21 protein-coding genes are annotated in these 20985 nt (G+C 60.3%); 14 read left to right on the top strand and 7 right to left on the bottom strand.

Going from position 1 to position 20985, the window contains the following annotated elements:
• Window positions 1-211 precede the first annotated feature (211 nt).
• The 4 genes from QZR14_RS08140 to QZR14_RS08155 all read left to right on the top strand — a co-directional run bounded on the left by QZR14_RS08140 (window position 212) and on the right by QZR14_RS08155 (window position 4828).
• Window positions 212-1702 (top strand): aldehyde dehydrogenase, encoded by a 1491-nt coding sequence (locus QZR14_RS08140; protein WP_311996291.1) that lies wholly within the window; start codon window positions 212-214, stop codon window positions 1700-1702.
• Between the two features lie 501 nt (window positions 1703-2203).
• Window positions 2204-3190: an ABC transporter substrate-binding protein gene (locus tag QZR14_RS08145; protein WP_250607858.1), complete on the top strand. Its 987-nt coding sequence runs from the start codon at window positions 2204-2206 to the stop codon at window positions 3188-3190.
• Between the two features lie 10 nt (window positions 3191-3200).
• Entirely contained in the window at window positions 3201-4004 is an 804-nt protein-coding gene (locus QZR14_RS08150; protein WP_311996292.1) for an ABC transporter permease, read from the top strand.
• Window positions 3992-4828: an ABC transporter ATP-binding protein gene (locus tag QZR14_RS08155; protein WP_250607860.1), complete on the top strand. Its 837-nt coding sequence runs from the start codon at window positions 3992-3994 to the stop codon at window positions 4826-4828. Before QZR14_RS08150 ends, QZR14_RS08155 begins: the two co-directional genes overlap by 13 nt.
• Window positions 4829-4943: 115 nt before the next feature.
• Here the strand turns inward: QZR14_RS08155 and QZR14_RS08160 are convergent, their stop codons facing one another.
• Together QZR14_RS08160 and QZR14_RS08165 are read right to left on the bottom strand one after the other, a co-directional pair.
• Entirely contained in the window at window positions 4944-6023 is a 1080-nt protein-coding gene (locus tag QZR14_RS08160) for an endonuclease/exonuclease/phosphatase family protein (RefSeq protein WP_311996293.1), read from the bottom strand.
• A 75-nt stretch (window positions 6024-6098) separates the two neighbouring features.
• The gene (locus QZR14_RS08165) at window positions 6099-6773 is read right to left on the bottom strand and encodes a YciC family protein (protein WP_034153797.1); all 675 of its coding nucleotides are present in this window, start codon (window positions 6771-6773) and stop codon (window positions 6099-6101) included.
• A gap of 178 nt (window positions 6774-6951) precedes the next feature.
• Here QZR14_RS08165 and QZR14_RS08170 point away from each other — a divergent pair, with 178 nt between their 5' ends.
• From QZR14_RS08170 to QZR14_RS08180, 3 genes are all read left to right on the top strand, one after another.
• Window positions 6952-7707: a DUF2076 domain-containing protein gene (locus QZR14_RS08170; protein ID WP_311996294.1), complete on the top strand. Its 756-nt coding sequence runs from the start codon at window positions 6952-6954 to the stop codon at window positions 7705-7707.
• Window positions 7708-7845: 138 nt separating this feature from the next.
• Window positions 7846-8325, top strand: coding sequence for a LabA-like NYN domain-containing protein (locus QZR14_RS08175; protein ID WP_007949802.1), 480 nt, complete (start codon window positions 7846-7848; stop codon window positions 8323-8325).
• Window positions 8326-8346: 21 nt separating this feature from the next.
• Complete coding sequence (locus QZR14_RS08180) at window positions 8347-8952, top strand: 3'-5' exonuclease (RefSeq protein WP_311996295.1); 606 nt, start codon at window positions 8347-8349, stop codon at window positions 8950-8952.
• Window positions 8953-9081: 129 nt separating this feature from the next.
• On the opposite strand, the gene QZR14_RS08185 is transcribed toward QZR14_RS08180, so the two are convergent.
• On the bottom strand, window positions 9082-9537 hold the full coding sequence (locus QZR14_RS08185) for an Lrp/AsnC family transcriptional regulator (RefSeq protein WP_311996296.1): 456 nt from the start codon (window positions 9535-9537) through the stop codon (window positions 9082-9084).
• A gap of 163 nt (window positions 9538-9700) precedes the next feature.
• Between QZR14_RS08185 and yedA the strand changes: the two genes are divergently transcribed.
• The gene (yedA, locus tag QZR14_RS08190; protein ID WP_311996297.1) at window positions 9701-10636 is read left to right on the top strand and encodes a drug/metabolite exporter YedA; all 936 of its coding nucleotides are present in this window, start codon (window positions 9701-9703) and stop codon (window positions 10634-10636) included.
• Window positions 10637-10688: 52 nt separating this feature from the next.
• Window positions 10689-12026 carry a DEAD/DEAH box helicase gene (locus QZR14_RS08195; protein ID WP_250607872.1) on the top strand — a complete coding sequence of 446 codons (1338 nt, stop codon included), beginning with the start codon at window positions 10689-10691 and terminating at the stop codon, window positions 12024-12026.
• Between the two features lie 187 nt (window positions 12027-12213).
• On the opposite strand, the gene QZR14_RS08200 is transcribed toward QZR14_RS08195, so the two are convergent.
• Window positions 12214-13449: a TIGR03862 family flavoprotein gene (locus QZR14_RS08200; protein ID WP_250607200.1), complete on the bottom strand. Its 1236-nt coding sequence runs from the start codon at window positions 13447-13449 to the stop codon at window positions 12214-12216.
• A gap of 292 nt (window positions 13450-13741) precedes the next feature.
• Window positions 13742-14662, bottom strand: coding sequence for a histone deacetylase family protein (locus QZR14_RS08205; RefSeq protein ID WP_250607199.1), 921 nt, complete (start codon window positions 14660-14662; stop codon window positions 13742-13744).
• Between the two features lie 82 nt (window positions 14663-14744).
• On the opposite strand from QZR14_RS08205, the gene QZR14_RS08210 reads away from it, so the two are divergent.
• From QZR14_RS08210 to QZR14_RS08220, 3 genes are all read left to right on the top strand, one after another.
• Window positions 14745-15314, top strand: coding sequence for a GNAT family N-acetyltransferase (locus tag QZR14_RS08210; protein WP_250607198.1), 570 nt, complete (start codon window positions 14745-14747; stop codon window positions 15312-15314).
• A gap of 109 nt (window positions 15315-15423) precedes the next feature.
• A complete protein-coding gene (gene tesB / locus QZR14_RS08215) occupies window positions 15424-16293 on the top strand; it encodes an acyl-CoA thioesterase II (RefSeq protein ID WP_095048747.1) in 870 nt (289 codons plus the stop codon).
• Window positions 16290-16883 carry an HAD family hydrolase gene (locus QZR14_RS08220; protein WP_311996298.1) on the top strand — a complete coding sequence of 198 codons (594 nt, stop codon included), beginning with the start codon at window positions 16290-16292 and terminating at the stop codon, window positions 16881-16883. The genes tesB and QZR14_RS08220 overlap by 4 nt, the downstream gene beginning before the upstream one ends.
• Before the next feature lie 139 nt (window positions 16884-17022).
• On the opposite strand, the gene QZR14_RS08225 is transcribed toward QZR14_RS08220, so the two are convergent.
• Entirely contained in the window at window positions 17023-17973 is a 951-nt protein-coding gene (locus QZR14_RS08225; protein ID WP_250607196.1) for an alpha/beta hydrolase, read from the bottom strand.
• Window positions 17974-18861 (bottom strand): KPN_02809 family neutral zinc metallopeptidase, encoded by an 888-nt coding sequence (ypfJ, locus tag QZR14_RS08230; RefSeq protein WP_311996299.1) that lies wholly within the window; start codon window positions 18859-18861, stop codon window positions 17974-17976.
• 233 nt (window positions 18862-19094) lie between these two features.
• Here ypfJ and QZR14_RS08235 point away from each other — a divergent pair, with 233 nt between their 5' ends.
• Window positions 19095-19871 (top strand): IclR family transcriptional regulator, encoded by a 777-nt coding sequence (locus QZR14_RS08235; RefSeq protein WP_250607194.1) that lies wholly within the window; start codon window positions 19095-19097, stop codon window positions 19869-19871.
• Between the two features lie 149 nt (window positions 19872-20020).
• Complete coding sequence (locus QZR14_RS08240; RefSeq protein ID WP_250607193.1) at window positions 20021-20911, top strand: DMT family transporter; 891 nt, start codon at window positions 20021-20023, stop codon at window positions 20909-20911.
• Window positions 20912-20985 lie beyond the last annotated feature (74 nt).

Below are 20985 nucleotides of genomic sequence, written 5' to 3' on the forward strand. Positions count from 1 at the left end.
CAGGACGAGCGGACTCGACTTCCAAGCAATTTGTGCGCCGCCACGTCCGTTGCGCGACGATGTTCTTATCCCTCAACCATAGCCACCTGCGCAGCATTTGGGGGAAGTCATTGCCCAGTGTTTTTATTGCCTGCGAAGACATTTTTACTATTTTTAGCCCCCGCGAGGCTGAGCGACCATCGATGGACAATAACCTCCAGGAGCATCCGTCGTGTTCGAGCTTGCAGAGTGGCAGCGCCGCGCCGTTGCATTGAAATTTCCCGACCAGGCCATGATCGATGGCAAGCATTGCTCCGCGCAATCGGGGCAGACGTTTGCCGCGATCAACCCGGCGACTGGCGAGTGTCTGGCCAATGTCGCGGCGTGTGGCGAAGACGATGTCGACGCGGCGGTGCGCAATTCACGTCAGGTGTTCGAGTCGGGCATCTGGTCGCAACGCGCGCCTGCCGAGCGCAAGCAAGTGCTGCTGCGTCTGGCTGATCTGCTGATGAGCCATCGCGAAGAACTGGCGCTGCTTGATTCGCTGAACATGGGCAAACCGGTAATGGACGCCTACAACATCGATGTCCCGGGCGCCGCCGGGGTGTTCCGCTGGTACGCCGAAGCTATCGACAAACTTTACGATCAGGTCGCACCCAGTGCACCGAATGTGCTGGCGACGATTACCCGTGAAGCTCTGGGGGTGGTGGCCGCTGTGGTGCCGTGGAATTTCCCCTTGGACATGGCGGCGTGGAAGCTTGCGCCGGCGCTGGCAGCGGGTAATTCGGTGATCCTCAAACCGGCCGAGCAGTCACCGTTTTCGGCGTTGCGTCTGGCTGAGCTGGCGCTGGAAGCAGGGCTGCCAGCGGGTGTGCTCAACGTGTTGCCGGGGCTTGGCGAGCAGACCGGCAAGGCGTTGGGGTTGCACGCGGATATCGATTGTCTGGTGTTCACCGGTTCGACTCAGGTCGGCAAATATTTCATGGAGTATTCCGCGCAATCGAACCTCAAGCAGGTGTGGCTGGAGTGCGGCGGCAAGAGCGCCAATCTGGTGTTCGCCGATTGTCAGGATCTCGATCTGGCGGCGGAAAAAGCTGCATTCGGAATTTTCTTCAATCAGGGTGAAGTCTGCTCGGCCAACTCGCGTTTGCTGGTCCAGCGTTCGATTCATGATGAGTTTGTCGAGCGGTTGAAAGTGCAGGCCGAGCGTTGGCTGCCGGGGGATCCGCTGGATCCGCAGAGCAGCGCTGGCGCCATCGTCGACCACAAGCAGACGGCGAGCATCATGCGCTTTATTCGCAGTGCCGGGCAGGCGGGGGCGACGCGGGTTTGTGGCGGCCAGCAGCGGCGCTTCAACGGCTCGGATAATTTCATTGAGCCGACGATTTTCACCGGCGTCACCGCGGACATGCCGCTGTTTCGCGAAGAGGTGTTTGGGCCAGTGCTGGCGGTGCTGCCGTTCGATGATGAAGCGCAGGCCATACGGCTGGCCAATGACAGCGTGTATGGACTGGCCGCGTCGTTGTGGACCGATGACCTCAACCGTGCGCATCGTGTGGCGCGGCAGTTGCGCGCGGGTACGGTGTCGGTCAATACGGTGGACGCGCTGGATGTGACGGTGCCTTTTGGCGGTGGCAAGCAATCGGGATTTGGCCGGGATCTGTCGCTGCACTCGTTCGACAAATATACCCAGCTGAAAACCACCTGGTTCCAGTTGCGCTGATACCGTGTCGCCCTTATCGCTGGCAGGCCAGCTCCCACACTGGATCTAAGTCGCACGGCAGATCCCCTGTGGGAGCGAGCCTGCTCGCGAAAGCGGTGGGTCAGCAGCGAAAATGTCGACTGACGCGGCGCCATCGCTGGCAAGCCAGCTCCCACAGGTTTTAGTGGTGTACGCAAATCTAGAGCACACCCACGATCCCTGTGGGAGCTGGCTTGCCAGCGATAGCATTCTCCCAGTCGCCGAAAATCCACAATTTGCACCCACCTCGCGCACCCCCGCAATCCCCGCCCTTTAGCAGTGCGCACTACCCAGTTTTTTCATCATTTGCAGCCAACAATTTCCTGATTTTCCTCACCGCGCACATGGGCCACCATCGGTCTTGCCCGCCAGCCGAATGTTGTCCGCCCAAGTGTCCGTGAGAGACCAACGGCAGCAACTGCACAACGGCCGGTGACCGTACTGCCCATGACAAAACTAAATCAACAGCGTCGGGAGTGCTCCATGATCAAGTCCTTGTGTATTCGTCTCACTCATCCTCTGGCAATCACTGCCCTGGCTGTCACGGTCGCGACCAGCGCCCAGGCCGGCACCTTGTCCATCGGCCACACCACGTGGGTCGGCTACGGCACTCTCTATCTGGCTCAGGACCTGGGCTACTTCAAGGAAAACGGCCTGACCGTCGAATTGCCGGTGGTTGAAGAGGCGTCGATGTACATGGCCGCGCAGGCGTCCGGGCAACTGTCCGGCTCGGCGTCGACCATTGATGAAGTGCTCAAATACCGCCCGCAGTTCTGCTTCAAAGCAGTCGCGGCGCTGGATGACAGCCATGGCGGCGATGGCGTGCTGGTCGGCAAGGATGTGAAAAGCCTGCAAGAGCTCAAGGGCAAATCCGTGGCCGTCAACGAAGGTTCGACCTCGCAGTTCTGGCTCTCCTATTTGCTGAAAAAGCACGGCATGAAGATGAGCGACATCACCGTGCAGAACATGACCGCTGATGATGCCGCCACCGCGTTCATCGCCGGTCGCGTGCCCGCTGCCGTGACCTGGGAACCGCACCTGTCGATGGTGCGCGACAAGCAGCAGGGCAAAGTGCTGATCGACAGCAGCAGCACCCCCGGCGTGATCGTCGATGTGGTCGCGCTCAATTGCAGCGTGATCGAGAAGCAACCGGAAGACGTCAAGGCGCTGGTCGCCGGTTTGTACAAAGCCGTGCAGTACACCAAGGATCATCCGCAAGACGCTTACAAAATCATGGCCAAAGGTGTCGGCGGTTACCTGTCCGATCCGAAGGAACTGGCCGCCGCCGCGCAAGGCGTGCGTTTCTACGATCAAGCCATGAGCGAGAAACTTCTCGGCTCGCCGGGCAAACCGGGCGACAGCGCCGCGCTGATCAAACTGGCCAACGAAACCGCCAGCGAATTGCAGGGCAAGCCTTACAACGTCAGCAACGACGAGCTGGTCGACAACCGTTTCGTCAGCCCGCGCTAGGAGTTTTGCCATGTTCAAGCGCAATTCATGGCTGAGCCGCAGCCTCACACCGAAAACCGCATTGCCGGTGCACGTGGTGTGGAGTGCCAGCGGTCTGGCCTGGGTGTTGTTGGTCGGCCTGTGGGCCTGGCTTTCTTATGGCGGCATCGTGCCGGGGATGTTCTTGCCGACGCCAGGCGCGGTGGTTGAAGCCGCCGTGCGCCTGGGCCGTGATGGCACCCTCGGCACGCATGTGTGGGCCAGTGTCGAAGTGGTGATGGTCGGCTTCATTGTTTCGTCGCTGGTGGCGGTGCCGTTGGGGTTTCTGATGGGCAGCTTTCGCATCGTCCAGGCATTCCTTGAACCGCTGGTGAACTTCATTCGTTACTTGCCGGTAACCTCGTTCGTGCCGCTGTTCATTTTGTGGATCGGTATCGGTCTGGAGCAGCGCGTTTCGGTGATCATTTTCGGCGTGTTCTTCCAGCAACTGGTGATGATCGCTGACGTGTCGAAGGGGATTTCCAAGGACTTGATCAACGCTTCTTACACCCTGGGTTCCAACCGCCGCGACGCGGTGTTGCACGTGATCGCCCCAGCCTCGGTGCCCGGTGTGCTCGACACATTGCGGGTCACCATGGGCTGGGCCTGGACCTATCTGGTGGTGGCTGAACTGGTCGCTGCGTCCAGCGGTTTGGGTTACCTGAGCCTGAAGGCCATGCGCGGTTTTCAGGTCGACGTGATTTTCCTCGCTATCGCGATCATCGGCCTGCTCGGTCTGATCACCGATCAACTGTTCCGTTTTCTCCGCTTGAGGGTTGCCGCATGGGCTCAGTGACTGCTGCCAATCATCGTTTTATCGAACCTGTTGCGACCCCGGCGCACGCCGCGCCGCGCTTGCAGGTGGACAAGGTCAGCCTGCGTTACAAGAAACCTGATGGCGGCACGTTTACGGCGCTGGAGGAAGTGTCATTCGAAGTGCCGGATCAGCAGTTTGCTGTGCTGGTCGGGCCATCGGGCTGTGGCAAGTCGAGCCTGTTGTACCTGACTGCCGGGCTGGCTGAGCCAACCTCCGGCGAGATCTACGTCGGTGGTCAGCAAGTGCAAGGCCCCGGCGCGGATCGTGGCATGGTCTTTCAGAGCTACACACTGTTCCCGTGGCTGACCGTGCGGCAGAACGTCGAGTTCGGCCTCAAGCGCCGGGGCATGCCGGCGGCGCGGCGCAAGGAGATTGTCGATTACTACGTCAACGAAGTCGGCCTCGCCGGGTTCGCCGACAACTACGCCAAGCAGCTGTCGGGCGGGATGATGCAGCGTGTGGCGATTGCCCGAGCACTGGCCAATGACCCGCAGATTCTGCTGATGGACGAACCGTTCGGCGCGCTCGACAGCCAGACGCGTCTGCAGATGCAGCAGTTGTTGTTGCGGGTCTGGGGCAACAGCAAGAAGACCGTGTTGTTCGTCACCCATGACATCGACGAAGCGATTCTGCTCGGCGACCGTGTCTACGTGATGGGCGCCAAACCGGGGCGTATCAAACAGATTCTCGATGTGCCGATCGAGCGTCCGCGCTCACTGGACATGGTCATGGAGCGCTCGTTCATCGACATGAAACGGCAGATTTTCGGGCTGCTGCATGACGACCTGGAAGAAGTGCACTGAATCTGGGCCGACACCGAACCTTGTAGGAGTGAGCCTGCTCGCGATGGCGTAGTGTCAGTCGCCGTCTCTGTTGCGTGATACGGCGCTATCGCGAGCAGGCTCACTCCTACAGGAATTACGGAGCGGCGGGCAGGAGGAACCGCGCAATCACCGGCAGGTGATCGGAAATGCGCAACGTATCGTCCTGGCGCACCTTCGCTTCGACCCGCTTGATTTTCGGGCTGTAGAACAGATAGTCGACCGTACGATCCGGGCCATTCAGGCCGGGGTCGTTGGGGTAGTGGGTCAGCCACTGCGCACGGTCGATACCGCTGGCTTCGTTGTTGGTCGGGATCATCGGGTACTTGTCCCACAGCAGATGCAGCTCGCTGTCGGCGGAATAGGGCGTGCGCTGTTCGGCGGGGAGGCGACGATACTGGCCTAGCGGCAACAGGTTGAAGTCGCCGCCGATCAACCACGGTAGGCCCTGACTCTCGTATTTGTCGAGCACCTTGGCGACTGCGGTTACCTGCGCGAGCGAGGTGTCGTCCGGTTGGCTGGCACGCTCCAGATGCGTGTTGAACACGGTCAGTTGCCCGCCGTCACTCAGCGGCAGTTTGGTCGCGAGCAAAGCATCTTTCGGCTGGAACTGACGGCTGATGAAATTGGCGGAGGCCACCGGCAATTGCAAGCGTTCGGCGTGCTCGATGCGGTAGCGGCTCAGGGTCGCCAGTTGTCGCCCGACGCTGCCGTAAATATGCGGATCGGGGACGAATTCGGCTTTCCAGTCGAACGCACTGGCGCTGCATGGATAGAGGTCGGCCACGCGTTCCTGCAACAGCTTCAGCTGATCCTGATAGTCGCTGGCCTTGGCGCCGTCATCCAGTTCCTGCAACAGCACCACATCAGGCTGCTCATCGCGGATCACCCGCGCCACTTCGTCGAGGCTGAAAGCCATGTCTTCCAGGGTCGGCGCTTCATCACTGCCCTGGGCCAGATCATTCCAGAACACGTAGCGTTTGCCGGCGAGGTACTGCACATTCCAGGTCATGACTTTCACTGCCTGGCCCGGCACCAGCGTCGGTGGCGTTCCCGTGCAACTGACCGGCAGGGTTTCGCGGGCGTCCGGGCGCCAGGTCAGGCTGAACATCAACCCGCCGATCACGACGATGGCGAGCACGACAAGCAACAGGGTGTAGCGCAGTAGGCGGGTCATGGCTCGGCTTATGGCGTTACAGAAAGTGGCCCCGAGCATACCTGACGGCTGTCTCGAAGCCCAAGCGCAGAGCGGTCAGATTACTCTGTCACGTTTGTCAGGCAATTCGCTGATCAACATGAACAGGCGGAACAACACCACGCTGGTGAACAGTTGCAGGAAACTGTGAGCGCTGTCGATCAGTATCGCGATCACCGGGTTTTGCGGCTCGGGGTACACCGCCAGCGTCGCGCCTTTGAGCAACCACAGCGGCGTCATCACACAGAGAATGCACAGCAGGATCCGCCAGAAATGCCCGCGGGTCAGGCGCAGGCTTTCTTTCATCGCCTGCAATGGCCCCATGCCGCGCAGCACAAGCAGGTATTCGCCGAACGCGAGCATCACCATCAACATCAGGCCTGGCAGGAAATACAGCGACAGGCCCAACAGAATCAGCAAGGTGTTCAGCGCCGTGAGCAGGGCGAAACGCGGCCACAGGGTGGCGGCCATCGCCAGCAGATCACGGTTGCGCGGCGCCTCGCCACGGCTGCGCGCATCGAGAAAGAGGATCAGCGCCGCGGTGTACAGCGGATACACCAGCAGACCGACGACGATACTGATCGCCGAAATGTTTTCCGGCCCGCTGGCGTGATCGACCACTTGTTGCAGAAACGCTTCGAAAATCACCAGCGGCAGGCACAACCGCACGATGCTGCCCAAATGGCGTTTGAAAAAATACAGAGAGTCGCGCAGTACTTCGAGGGCATTCATCAGTCGGTATCGCAGGTCGAAAACAGTGGCTCACTTTAACCGATGATGGCTGGCGCGACACAAACGTAAACATTCGGTAAAGCTCATTGAAACATCCTGTCACTGTCTCCATTACGGGAGAGCACCTTGTCCACAGTGGACGAGGGCAACGTTATCCCCGGCAATCTACGAGGTCGCCATGAACAGCGAAGAGCAAACCCTGATCGATGGACTGTTTTCCCGGCTGCAACAGGCCGAAACGGAGGCAGCCCCGCGCGATGCCCAGGCCGAGGCGCGGATCAAGGAACACCTGACCCGCCAGCCGGCGGCAGGTTATTTCATGACCCAGGCGATTCTGGTGCAAGAGGCTGCGCTCAAGAGCCTCGACGAGCAGAACAAGCAACTGACTCAACAGGTTCAGCAGTTGCAGGCCGAACTGCAATCGGCCAAGGCGCAGAGTGCGGCACCCGCGCCGAGCGGCGGCGGTGGTTTTCTGTCGAGTATTTTCGGTGGCAGCCCGCGTCCGGCGCCGACCCAGAGTGCCCCGGCCTCGACTGGCGGCTGGCGCGAACCGGCACCGCAGCAGAATTATGCCGCCCCGGCGCCACAGCAGAACTTCGGCGCAGCGCCGCCTAATTATGCGCAGCAAGCGGCTCCGGCAGCCGGCAGCAGTTTCCTTGGCGGCGCCTTGAAAACCGCTGCCGGTGTCGCGGGTGGCGTGATGCTGGCACAGGGCATCAGCAGCCTGTTCCATCACAACCAGCAGCCGGAAGAAATCGTTGAAGTGATCAAGGAAGAGCCGGCGCAAGTCGCGGACCAGAGCAACAATGGCTGGGGCGATGATCAGCGTGTGGCCGATAACGGCTTCTCCGGCAATGACCAGGGCGGGTTCACCGACACCGACTACGGCAACGACAACTCCTCGTTCTTTGATGATGACGATTCCTTCGTCTGATTCACCATTCGTCCGGAGCCCCTGAGGGCTCCGGGCCGATTATTCGCGGAACCTTCCTTCGGACTGGCATACTGGGCGCCTTTTTCGGGCCAGGCGCCTGATCCCGCTTCGCGCGCTTGCGCGCCCACAGGAACTCCGGTGAAAAAAATCGCAGTGTTCGCCGACGTGCAGAACCTCTACTACACCGTGCGTCAGGCCTATGGTTGTCACTTCAACTACGCCGCATTGTGGGCCGACATCAGCAAGGACGGGCAGATCGTCGAGGCCTACGCCTACGCGATCGACCGCGGCGACAGCAAGCAGCAGCAATTCCAGCAGATCCTGCGCAACCTCGGTTTCACGGTGAAGCTCAAGCCCTACATCCAGCGCAGCGACGGCTCGGCCAAGGGCGACTGGGACGTAGGCATCACCCTCGACATCATGGACGCCGCCGACCACGTCGACGAAATCGTCCTGGCCTCCGGTGACGGTGATTTCGACATGCTGCTCGAACGCATCATCAGCAAACACGGCGTGCAAGCGGTCGCCTACGGCGTGCCCGGCCTCACCGCCAACTCGCTGATCCGCGCCGCCAGCCGTTACGTGCCGATTGAAGGCGCGCTGCTTCTAAAGAATTGATTTGACGGAGTACCACCCGGTTTGGAACGCATTGCAGTCATCGACTTTGAAACCACCGGCCTGTCGCCGAACAGCAGCTGCCGCGCCACGGAAATCGCCGTGGTCATGCTGGAAAACGGCCGCATCGTCGAGCGTTACCAGAGCCTGATGAACGCCGGCGTGCGCGTCCCTGCGTTTATCGAGCAACTGACCGGTATCAGCAACGCCATGCTGCGCACCGCGCCGCTGGCCGAACGGGTGATGGAAGAGGTCAATGAGTTTGTCGGCTGCACGCCGCTGGTCGCACACAACGCCTCGTTCGACCAGAAGTTCTGGGACTTTGAACTGGGACGGATCAAACGCACGCGGTTGCAGAACTTTGCCTGTTCGCTGCTGTTGGCCCGGCGGTTGATGCCGGCGGCGCCGAATCACAAGCTCGGTACGCTCACCACGTTTGCGCGTTTGCCGCATACCGGCCAGGCTCACCGGGCCATGGCCGATGCCGAGATGGCGGCCAATCTGATGGCGCATCTGACGGAAGAGTTACGGCACAAGCACGGTGTCAGCGAGCTATCGCACGACCTGCTGTGCAAGTTGCAGAAAGTCCCTGCCGCGAAAGTCATCGAACACCTGCAGCGCTATCGCTGATTCCCAATCCAGTACACAACCCCTGTGGGAGCGAGCCTGCTCGCGAATACGGTTTTCCATTCAACATTGATGTTGTCTGATACACCGCTTTCGCGAGCAGGCTCGCTCCCACACGGGGCATCATCGTTCTCAGGATTTGCCGTTGTTTTCGATCTGGCCGAGCGGCACACGCTTTTCGATGGCACTCGACAATACAATCGAGGTTTTGCTGAAGCCGAACTTCGCTACCCGATTGATCAACTCCTCCAGCTCCGTCATCGAACCCACCGCGGCTTTCATCATCACGCACGGATCGCCTGTCACTCGGAAGCACTCGGTCAGTTGCGGAATTTTCACCAGTTCGTCGTAGACCTTCTGGCTGCCGTTCTGGTGCAGGCGCAATTCGATCATGCACTGGATCGGCAGGCCGATTTTCGACAGGTCGATTTTCGCCTCATACCCGGTGATCACCCCGGCTGCCTCTAGCTTGGCTACGCGCTCGGCGACGGCCGGGGCGGAGAGGTTCACTTTGCGTGCGAGGTCGGCGTAGGACGCACGGCCGTTTTCGAGCAGGGCGCTGAGCAGCATGCGGTCGTATTTGTCCAAGGCCGGACTCCTGAAAATGCCAGACTTTCGAAATCGTGGTTTATCCCGCCGATCTCCGTGTTTTCTAAAGTGTACCGGCGCTATAAACAGGTTTTGTAACTTATTTTTGCTCGTGCGCCTTTCTAGAATAATCCATCCACCGAGCCTGACTTTCGAGCTGCCCATGCCTGCCTTGCGCCGTTTTTCCTTGCCGCTGATCGCCGCGTTTTTTGCGTTGTATGTGATTTGGGGATCGACCTATCTGGTGATCCGCATTGGCGTCGAATACTGGCCGCCGCTGATGCTCGGCGGGGTGCGCTTCGTGATCGCCGGCAGCCTGATGTATGCCTTCCTGCGCTGGCGCGGGGCGCCGGCGCCGACTTGGGCGCAATGGAAAGCGGCGGGGATCATCGGCATTTTGCTGCTCAGTTTCGGTAATGGCGCGGTAAGCGTGGCCGAGCATACCGGCGTGGCTTCCGGTGTTGCGGCATTGGCGGTGGCGACGGTGCCATTGTTCACGTTGCTCTGTGGATATTTCTGGGGCGCGCGTAATACCCGACTGGAATGGGCCGGGGTGGCGTTGGGGATTATCGGCATCGCCATGCTCAACATGGGCTCCAACCTGCAATCGAGTCCGATGGGTGCGGCGTTGCTGATTTTTGCGGCGGCGACCTGGGCGTTCGGTTCGGTATGGAGCAAACATCTGCCGTTGCCCCAAGGCGCGATGGCCAGTGCGGTAGAGATGCTGGTCGGCGGTGTGGTGCTGCTGATTGGCAGTGCGGCGAGCGGTGAACACCTGCAGGCGCTGCCACCGATTGAGGGCTGGCTGGCGCTGGCGTACCTGATCTTCTTCGGCTCGATCATCGCCTTCAACTCTTATATGTACCTGCTCAAGCACGTGCGTCCGGCAGCCGCGACCAGTTATGCCTACGTCAACCCGGCGGTGGCGGTGTTGCTCGGGATCGTGTTTGTCGGCGAGACCATTGGCATCGAAGAAGCCTTGGCGATGCTGGTGATCATCAGCGCTGTGGTGTTGATTGGCTTGCCGCAGTGGCGTCGGCCGGCACTGCCACCAGTCGTGGTGTCGACAGCCGTTCCCACAGAAACGCGTACGAATTAGGGTAAACTGCGCGCCATTGCATGCCTGCGTTATTTTTTCCTACGGTACTCCCATGACTTTCGCCTCCCTTGGCCTGATCGAACCCTTGCTGCGCTCTCTCGAGACGCTCGGCTACCAGACCCCGACGCCGGTTCAGGCGCAAGCCATTCCGGCCGTGCTGGCCGGTCGTGACCTGATGGCTGCCGCACAGACCGGCACCGGCAAGACCGCCGGTTTCGCTTTGCCGCTGTTGCAGTTGCTGGCCATGGAAGGGCCGAAAGTCGCTGCCAATTCGGCGCGTGCGCTGATTCTGGTGCCGACCCGCGAGCTGGCCGAGCAGGTTCATGAGTCTGTGCGCCAGTACGCCGAAAACCTGCCGCTGCGCACTTATGCGGTTTACGGCGGTGTCAGCATCAATCCGCAGATGATGAAGTTGCGCGGCGGGGTCGATGTGCTGGTCGCCACGCCCGGTCGCCTGATCGACCTGTTCCGCCAGAACGCGCTGAAACTCGATCAATTGCAGACTCTGGTGCTGGATGAAGCCGATCGTATGCTCGACCTGGGCTTCTCCGAAGAACTGGCGAACATTTACCGCATGTTGCCGAAGAAACGTCAGACGCTGCTGTTCTCCGCGACTTTCTCCGATGATATCCGCCTGCTGGCCGGGCAGATGCTTAACGATCCGCTGAGCATTGAAGTCAGCCCGCGCAACGTCGCGGCCAACACCGTCAAGCAATGGGTAGTGACGGTGGACAAGAAGCGCAAGGCCGAGCTGTTCGTGCACCTGATGCGCAAGAACAAGTGGAAGCAGGTGCTGGTGTTTGCCAAGACCCGCAACGGCGTTGATGCACTGGTGGAAAAACTGCAGGGCCTCGGTGTCAATGCCGACGGCATCCATGGTGATAAACCGCAGGCGACCCGTCAGCGTGCGCTGGACCGTTTCAAACTCAGCGAAGTGCAGATTCTGGTGGCCACCGACGTGGCTGCACGGGGTCTGGATATCGAAGATCTGCCACTGGTGGTCAACTTCGACTTGCCGATTGTGGCTGAGGACTACATTCACCGAATCGGCCGCACGGGGCGTGCGGGCGCGACGGGCGAGGCGATCTCGCTGGTGTGCGCGGATGAAGTGAACATGTTGTCGGCGATTGAAATGCTGACTCGCCAGACCTTGAAGCGTCAGAACGAGCCGGATTTCGAGCCTGAACACCGCGTGCCGGATACCGATGCCAGCGGTCAGGTGATCAAGAAGCCGAAGAAACCGAAGAAGCCGAAAGCTTCAGGTGGTGGCGGCAAGCGCAATCTGGGCAAGTGGGTCGACAGCGGCGAGACGCAGGCGCCGGAGCCTTCGATCAAGCCTGTGCGTAAAGTGCCGGTGTTCAATACCGGGCCGCGCAAGCGCAAACCTTAAAGTCAAAAGCCCCTCACCCTAACCCTCTCCCGGAGGGAGAGGGGACTGACCGAGTTGGATATTCGAAATACGCCGACCTGATCTTGCAGGGTTGAATCCATAATCGACTCGGTGTTTCAGGTCGATGTTGGACGCCAGACACCTCGGTCGGCTCCCTCTCCCTCTGGGAGAGGGCTGGGGTGAGGGTTTAGCTTTTCAGCCACTGCACAATTCCCAACCCGGCCGCCCGCCCACTGGCAAAGCATCCCGTCAGCAAATAACCGCCCGTTGGCGCTTCCCAGTCAAGCATCTCGCCCGCGCAGAACACCCCCGGCAACGCCTTGATCATCAAGCGTTCGTCCATCGCCTCAAACGTCACGCCCCCGGCACTACTGATCGCCTCGTCCAATGGCCGCGTTCTGACCAGAGTCAGCGGCAACGCTTTGATCGCCCGCGCCAACAGCGTCGGATCAGCAAACGTCGCCGCATCAGTCAACTCACGCAACAACGCCGCTTTCACCCCATCAATCCCGACCTGACTGTGCAGATGCTTGGCCATTGACCGCGAACCGCGTGGCTTGCTTAACGCTGCCTGCACTTTATCCACAGGTCGGCCGGGCAGCAGATCGATGTGAATGACCGCCGCGCCTTGCTGATTGATCGCCTCACGAATCGGCGCCGACAGCGCATAAATCAGACTGCCCTCGATTCCTGTAGCGGTGATTACACATTCGCCCAAGCGCGGTACATCGTCGTTCAAGCCGATGGCGATATTTTTCAGCGGTGCGCCGGCGAATTTGCTCACCATCAATTCACTCCAGGCCTGCACCTCGAAGCCGCAATTGCTTGGCTGCAACGGCGCCAGTCCTACACCGCGTTGTTCCAGCGGCAACATCCACGCACCGTCGGAACCGAGGCGCGCCCAGCTGCCGCCGCCGAGGGCGAGCAGGGTGGCGTCGGGTTTTACGGTGATTTCACCTTCCGGGCTGTCGATCCGCAGCGCGCCGTGTTCATCCCAACCGAGCCAGCGATGGCGGGTGTGGATAACTACGCCGCTGTCGCGCAGGCGTTTGAGCCAGGCGCGTAGCAGTGGCGCGGCTTTCATGTCCGTAGGAAAAACCCGGCCGGAGCTACCGACAAAAGTTTCGATACCCAGATCGTGAATCCATGTGCACAACGCATCGGCGTCGAAGCCGCGCAGCAACGGTGCGATCTGCGGTGCGCGCTCGGCATAGCGCGAGAGGAATGCCGGATAGGCTTCGGAGTGGGTGATGTTCATGCCGCCGACACCGGCCAGCAGGAACTTGCGGCCCACCGAGGGCATGCCGTCGTAGAGATCGACGCGGATTCCGGCCTGGCTCAGCACTTCGGCGGCCATCAGGCCGGCAGGGCCACCGCCGATGATGGCGACGTGAGCGGGGGAGGAGGCGGAAGTCTGGTTCATGGCTGCGCTGCGGTATGGCGGGATAAGGCGCGCATTCTAACAGCGCAAACCAATGTGGGAGATCCTTGTGGGAGCGAGCCTGCTCGCGAAAGCGGTGGGTCAGTCAGTGAAATGTTGAGTGTACCGACGCCTTCGCGAGCAGGCTCGCTCCCACAGTAGGATTTTGGTGGATTCAGTATCTGGTTAAAAAATAGCCAGTGTTCTGTGGGCCGCAATTGGCATGGCCTGTAGTCCCTTTCACTCAGGTTATCCACAGGCCGTTCCACAGCGATTGTGGGTAACGCAGCACAACTCAATGACAACCGTGTGACTGCCAGACCCGCTGCGCGCTGTGATGGAGGATGCCGTGGCGGCGGGCGAGGGCGTGGCGATCCTTGCTGTAGCCACCGCCGATCACGCCCATCACCGGAATGTCGCGGCCCAGACAATGACGCATCACGCTTTCATCGCGGGCGGCGACGCCTGCGTCGGTCAACTGCAGATAACCGAGGGCATCGTCCTTGTGCACGTCTACACCGGCGTCGTACAGCACCAGATCCGGTTGATACAGCGGCAGCAAATAGTTGAGCGTGTCATCGACCACTTTCAAGTAATCAGCGTCGCCCATGCCTTTGGGCAGCGGGATGTCCCAGTCGCTTTGCGCTTTGCGTGCAGGGAAATTCTTCTCGCAGTGCAGGGAAACGGTAATCGCCTCCGGCGTGTCATGCAGGATTCGCGCGGTGCCGTCGCCCTGATGCACATCGCAATCGAAGATCAGCACGCGATTCACCCGCCCGCTTTGCAGCAGGTAATGGCTGATGATCGCCAAGTCATTGAAGATGCAGAATCCCGCTGGATAGTCGTAATGCGCATGGTGGGTGCCGCCCGCCAAGTGACAGGCCAGTCCATGCTCCAGGGCTTTTTCCGCTGCCAGAATCGAACCGCCGACTGCGCGCACCGTACGCCGCGCCAAGGCTTCGTTCCACGGCAGGCCAAGGCGCCGTTGGTCTTCGCGGGACAACTCGCCGCTCATGTAGCGTTCGATATACGCACGGTCATGGGCGAGGGCGAGGATGTCGTTGGGGCAGATCTCCGGGCGCAGCAGATCAGCGTCGCGGGTCAGACCGCTGTCGACCAGGTGATCGCGCAGCAGACGAAACTTGTCCATCGGGAAGCGGTGATCCGCCGGAAACTCGGGGCTGTAGTCTTCGTGGTAGATCAGCGGCAGTGGCATGGCGGTTTCATGTAGGAACGTAGGAAAGAGTGAAGGATCCTACCAGCGATGTAGACTTGCGGCATGGAAACGGAGGGGCATGATGGAGCCGATACTGGAACTCGAAAGCGCGCGCTTGCTGATGCGTCAGTGGCAAGACGAGGATTTGCCGGCATTTGCCGCGATGTGCGCCGATCCTCAGGTGATGCGCTATTTTCCGGCACCGTTGAGTCGTCTGGAAAGCGCGTCGATGATCGGCCGTGTGCGCGGGCATTTTGCCGAGCACGGGTTTGGCCTGTGGGCGCTTGAGCGCAAGGACAGCGGCGAATTCATCGGTTTCACCGGCCTGGGCGTGGTCGGTTTTGATGCACCATTCACCCCGGCAGTGGAAATCGGCTGGCGCCTGGCCAAGGAACATTGGGGCCTGGGTTACGCCAGTGAAGCGGCGTGGACTGCTCTGCGCTGCGGCTTTGATCGGTTGGCGCTAAAGGAGATCGTCTCCTTCACCGCGCAATCCAATCTGCCCTCGGAGAAAGTCATGCAGGCGATCGGCATGCACCACGCCCCGGAAGATGATTTCGATCACCCCAAGCTAGCCGCCGATCATCCGCTGCGCCGGCATGTGCTGTACCGCATCAGCCGCGAACAATGGCTGCAAACCTTGCATGGATAAGCCGACACGGACGTTTACAATGGCCGCCAAATCATTGGCCCGCGCCAGAATCTGAATCGGCCGCCGCAGCCAAGACTGCGCGGCAAAGCGTTGTGTGAGGAGAGTCTGAATGAGCCAAGTGTTGGAAGATCTGGTCGACCTGCTGACCCTGGAACCGATCGAAGAAAACCTGTTCCGTGGCCGTAGCCAGGATCTTGGGTTCCGTCAGTTGTTTGGTGGCCAGGTGCTGGGTCAGTCGCTGTCGGCGGCCAGTCAGACCGTTGAAGAAGCGCGTCATGTGCATTCGATGCACGGCTATTTCCTGCGTCCGGGCGATGCCAAGTTGCCGGTGGTCTACTCGGTTGATCGCGTGCGCGATGGCGGCAGTTTCAGCACTCGCCGCGTCACGGCGATCCAGAAGGGCCATCCGATTTTCACTTGTAGCGCATCGTTTCAATACGACGAGGCGGGCTTTGAGCACCAGAGCCAGATGCCGGTGGTGGTCGGTCCGGAAAACCTGCCTTCGGAGCTGGAGTTGACCCAGCAACGCGCGCACCTGATCCCCGAGCACATGCGTGAAAAACTGCTGTGCCCGAAACCGATCGAAGTACGCCCGGTCACCGAAAAAGACCCGTACAACCCGCAACCGGCGGATCCGATCAAATATGTGTGGTTCCGTGCCGATGGCGCACTGGCCGACATTCCGGCGCTGCACAAATACCTGCTGGCCTACGCCTCGGACTTCGGCCTGCTGACCACCTCGATGCTGCCCCACGGCAAATCGGTCTGGCAGAAAGACATGCAGGTCGCCAGCCTTGATCACGCACTGTGGTTCCACAACGATCTGCGCGCCGATGACTGGTTGCTCTACGCGATGGACAGTCCGTGGGCCGGCAATTCCCGTGGATTCTCCCGTGGCAGCGTGTACAACCGCGCCGGGCAACTGGTCGCCTCGGTGACGCAGGAAGGCCTGATCCGCCATCGCAAGGATTGGGCATGAGCCTGCAAGAGGTGAAGCATTGGGTGTTCGACATGGACGGCACGCTGACCGTCGCCGTGCATGACTTTGCGGCGATTCGCGTGGCACTGGCGATTCCGCCGGAGGACGACATCCTCACTCATCTCGCGGCATTGCCGGCGGACGAGGCGGCGGCGAAACACGCCTGGCTGCTGGAACACGAAAGGGATCTGGCGCTGGGGTCGACCCCGGCGACCGGGGCGGTGGAGCTGGTGCGTGACCTGCACGCGCGCGGTTACCGCCTCGGCATTCTGACCCGCAATGCGCGGGAATTGGCGCATGTGACGCTGCAAGCGATTGGCCTGGCCGACTGCTTTGCGGTGGACGATGTGTTGGGCCGCGATGAAGCGCCGCCGAAGCCGCATCCGGGTGGACTGTTGAAGTTGGCAGAGGCCTGGGCTGTGCCGGCCAGCGATATGGTGATGGTCGGTGATTACCGTTTTGATCTGGACTGCGGGCGAGCGGCGGGGGCGCGGACGGTGTTGGTGAATGTGCCGGAAAACCCTTGGCCTGAGTTGACCGATTGGCATGCGAAGGATTGTGTCGAGTTGCGCAGGATGTTGTTTACCTGACATTTCGGTTGTTTGATCTGGCCTCATCGCTGGCAAGCCAGCTCCCACAGGGATTTTCAGTGAATGCAAAATGTATGCGACACAACCCACTGTGGGAGCTGGCTTGCCAGCGATGAGGCCAGATCATTCAATACAGGACTTATTCGAACAACGCCTTCTGCCCCTCCGGCGAGGTCAGCATTCCATCACCGTTATGCCCGACCCCGGGCACTTCCACCAGTCGCTGATTCACCCCTTCCGGATGCCGACGCAGCAAATAGCCGAAGTACAACTTGCCACGCTCCAGGCGATACGCACCCTGCGCCTCGGCTTCACAGCGCTTGTCCAGCGCTGGATGATTGGGATCGATGTCCTGCTGCCCAAGCAGATAAATCACCTCGCGTTTGATGTAACTGCTCTCAAGCTGCAACGGCGTTTGCCCACCGGCATACACCGGCATGTCTGACAGACCATACTTCCAGCGATTGAAACCCGCGCACTTGGCGTGATCGAACGCCACTGGCCGTTGCTCATTGAAATAGGCGTACGACGATGGGTTGGCGACGACATAGCGCAGGCGAATGCCGTTGGCTTTCAGTGCCGGCTGCTCCTTGGCGAGCAGGGCATAACGCTGCACCACCTGGCCGCCGCCGGAGTGCCCGAAGATCACGATCTGCTTGACGTCGGGAAACTGTTTGCGATCGCTGATCCGTCCGACGATCTCATCGAGCGCAGCATAGGAACTCAACGGATTCGGCCCTGTGGATAAGCCGCCGCCCATCCACTCGTTGCCTTGCCAGCGCAGCAACGTGGCGGGGAGCGAGTACAGCGCGACATCGCTTTGATTGAGAAACTGCGGCGCAATCACCAGCGTGTGCGCGCTTTGTCCTGCCAGTTCGGCGGCGCTCTCGGCGCTTTTGCGATAGGTTTCCGAGTTGCGCAACCGGCCATGAATGACGATCAGCACGCGCTCGATCTTCTCCGGCGCAGGACCGATGCCCACCGCCATTTCCCCGGCCTTGAATTGCAAACGACCGGGGCTGATCGCATCGACACCTGCGGCGTGCGCGGTGCTGCCAACGATCAGTAACGCCAAAAGCCATTTATGCATTTACAGGTTTTTCGCCGCGAAGGTGTCGCACTGGCCGACCTGGCCCTGCGCGAATCCGGTTTTGAACCAGCGCACCCTTTGCGCCGACGTACCGTGGGTAAACGAGTCCGGCACCACACGGCCCTGACCCTGTTGTTGCAGGCGATCATCACCGATGGCGTTGGCCGCATTCAAGGCCTCTTCGATATCGCCCGGTTCCAGCCAGTTCAAGCGCTTCTGTGCGCTGTAGGCCCAGACGCCGGCGAGGCAGTCGGCCTGCAATTCCTGACGCACCAGCAGGCCGCCATCGCCTTCCATCTGCCGACCTTGCTGGCGGGCTGTCTGAATTTTCGCCGAGACGCCGAGAAGTGTCTGCACATGGTGTCCGACTTCGTGAGCGATCACGTAGGCCTGAGCAAAGTCGCCAGCGGCTTTGAAGCGCTGGGCCATTTCCTGGAAGAACGCCATGTCCAGATAGACCTTCTGATCTGCCGGGCAGTAGAACGGGCCGGTGGCCGAGGTCGCCAGACCGCAGGCAGAATTCACTCGATTGCTGAACAGCACCAGGGTCGGGTCCTTATATTGGCGCCCGGCCTGCTGGAAAATCGCACCCCAGGTGTCTTCGGTATCGCCGAGGATCGAGCGCACGAATTCGGCCTGTTCATCGTTGGCCGGTGGAGCCTGGCGGGTTTGCGAGGTCGGCGCCGATTGTTGTGTCGATTGCCCGGCGAGCTGACCGAGAATCTGCAGCGGATCCTGTCCGGTGATCCAGCCGATACCGACGATCAGCAGGATAGCCCCCAGACTCAGGCCCTTGCCGCCGCCGAAGCGCATGCCGCCGCCACCGCCGGCATCATCACCACGGGCATCGACGACGTTGTCACTGCGTCGGCCTTTTTTCCATAGCATGTGGGAATCCTCTGTGTGTATCGGGTGGTGATGAGTGTTGCTGTTGTGTGAGTGTGGCGCCAGTCCGGTCGTCCGTCTATTCGTACGCCCGCAGCCCAGTCGACGGGTAAGAACCCGTTGTGTTCAGTGAATTCCATTCAACAAAGATAATTTGTGAAATGTTCACCGGGTTCCATATTTTGCTTTGTATTGTGCATATTCTAGAATTCACCAAATTTAACTGAGATCTCACTATGGCCGGCAGTCAAATCGAACGGGTTTTCAGCGTGCTGGAAAACCTCACCAGTGAGCCCCGTGGATTGGCGTTGCAGACGCTCGCCGAGCAGATCGACATCCCGAAAAGTGCGACGCACCGTTTGCTCGCCGAACTGACACGACTCGGTTACGTGCGGCAGAACCCGGAGACTTTGCGTTATCACTTGTCGACCAAACTGGTGGCGATGGGTTTTCGTTACCTGTCGAGCAGCGGCGCCGATATCGTGCAGCCGGTGCTCGATCGCCTGGCTCAGGAAACCGGCGAGCTGGTGCGTCTGGGTGTTATCGATGGCGAACGTCAGACCTGGATCGCCAAGTCTCAGGGCGCACGCAGTGGTTTGCGTTACGACCCGGACATGGGCCGCGATGCGCCGCTGTTCTACACCGCGTCGGGCCATGCGTGGCTGGCGTGCATGAGCGATGCCGAGGCATTGTCGCTGGTTGAACGCCAGGGCGCCGAGGTGCCGGCGGACATCGGGCCGAATGCGCCGCGCTCCAATATCGAATTGCTCGAGCTTCTTCGGGTCGCGCGCGAGTTGGGGTATGCCTGTGTCGAAGAAAGTTCGGCGGTGGGGACGTCGGCGATTGCGGCGGTGGTGCGCCATCCCGCTGACGGGCGGGTGGTCGGTGTGCTGAGCATCGCCGGGCCGAGTGCGCGGATGCCGGGGGCGAGGCTGCATGAGTTGGCACCATTGCTGCTCAGGTTTACTGAGGAGCTGTCCGCTGCGAGTCTGGCTTCGGAGCTGTTCGTCTAACCTGAGTTCACTTGGCCCCGCTTCGCCTGCGGTTGCAAAGTTGTGCGCTGTTCGCACACTTTTATTGTTGGTGGGTGTCGGGATCTGGAACCGGGTTCTAGATTGTTGCTTGGGATCTTTCCTCAGTTTGTTTTCTTCAGAGATAGCCAATGACTGTCAGCACCCCGCTTTCCGGAGTCAACCAACCCTTCAAAGGGATCATGCTGATTGTCGTGGCGACCTTTCTGTTCTCCAGCCATGACGCGCTGTCGAAGTATCTGTCTGGGTTCTATCCGATCGTGATGGTGGTGTGGGCACGTTATGTGGTGCACACGCTGTTGATGGCGGGGATTTTTCTGCCGCAATCCGGATTGCGCGTCCTGCGCACCAAGAAGCCGTTATGGCAGTTGGTTCGGGCACTCTGCCTGCTCGGCACCAGCCTGTTTTTCACCACGGCGTTGCTGTACATCCCGTTGGCGGAAGCCACAGCGGTCAACTTTCTCGCGCCGGTTTTGGTGACAGCCTTGTCCGTGCCGCTGCTCAAAGAGCGGGTGACGCGTGGTCAATGGATCGCGGTGATCTGCGGCTTTGTCGGCGTGCTGATCATCGTCCATCCCGGCGGTGAGTTGTTCACCCCGGCGGTATTGCTGCCATTCTGCTCGGCGCTGTTTTTCTGCTTCTATCAGTTGCTGACCCGCAAGCTCGCCGAAGTCGACAGCCCGACCACCAGCAACTTTTTCGCCGGGTTATGCAACACGCTGGTGATGAGTGCACTGGTGCCGTTCTTCTGGCAGGTGCCGACGTTGACCCATGCCGGGTTGATGCTGGCGCTGGGCAGTTGCGGGATGACCGCGCATTTGTTTCTGACCCAGGCGTTTCGCCATGCCGCACCAGCGCTGCTGGCGCCGTTCGGTTATTGCCAGATCGTGTTTGCCGGGTTGTTGGGCTGGCTGCTGTTCAACCACACGCCGAGTCTGTTGACGGTGATTGGCATTGCGGTGATCTGTTGCAGTGGACTGGCGGCAGCGTGGCAACAGAGCAGAAAACAGCAACCCGTGTAGGAGCTGACGAGTGAAACGAGGCTGCGATCTTTTGATCTTCAAAATCAAGATCAAAAGATCGCAGCGTGCCGCAG

It is taken from the genome of Pseudomonas sp. rhizo66 (genome assembly GCF_031931925.1).
Lineage (GTDB): Bacteria > Pseudomonadota > Gammaproteobacteria > Pseudomonadales > Pseudomonadaceae > Aquipseudomonas.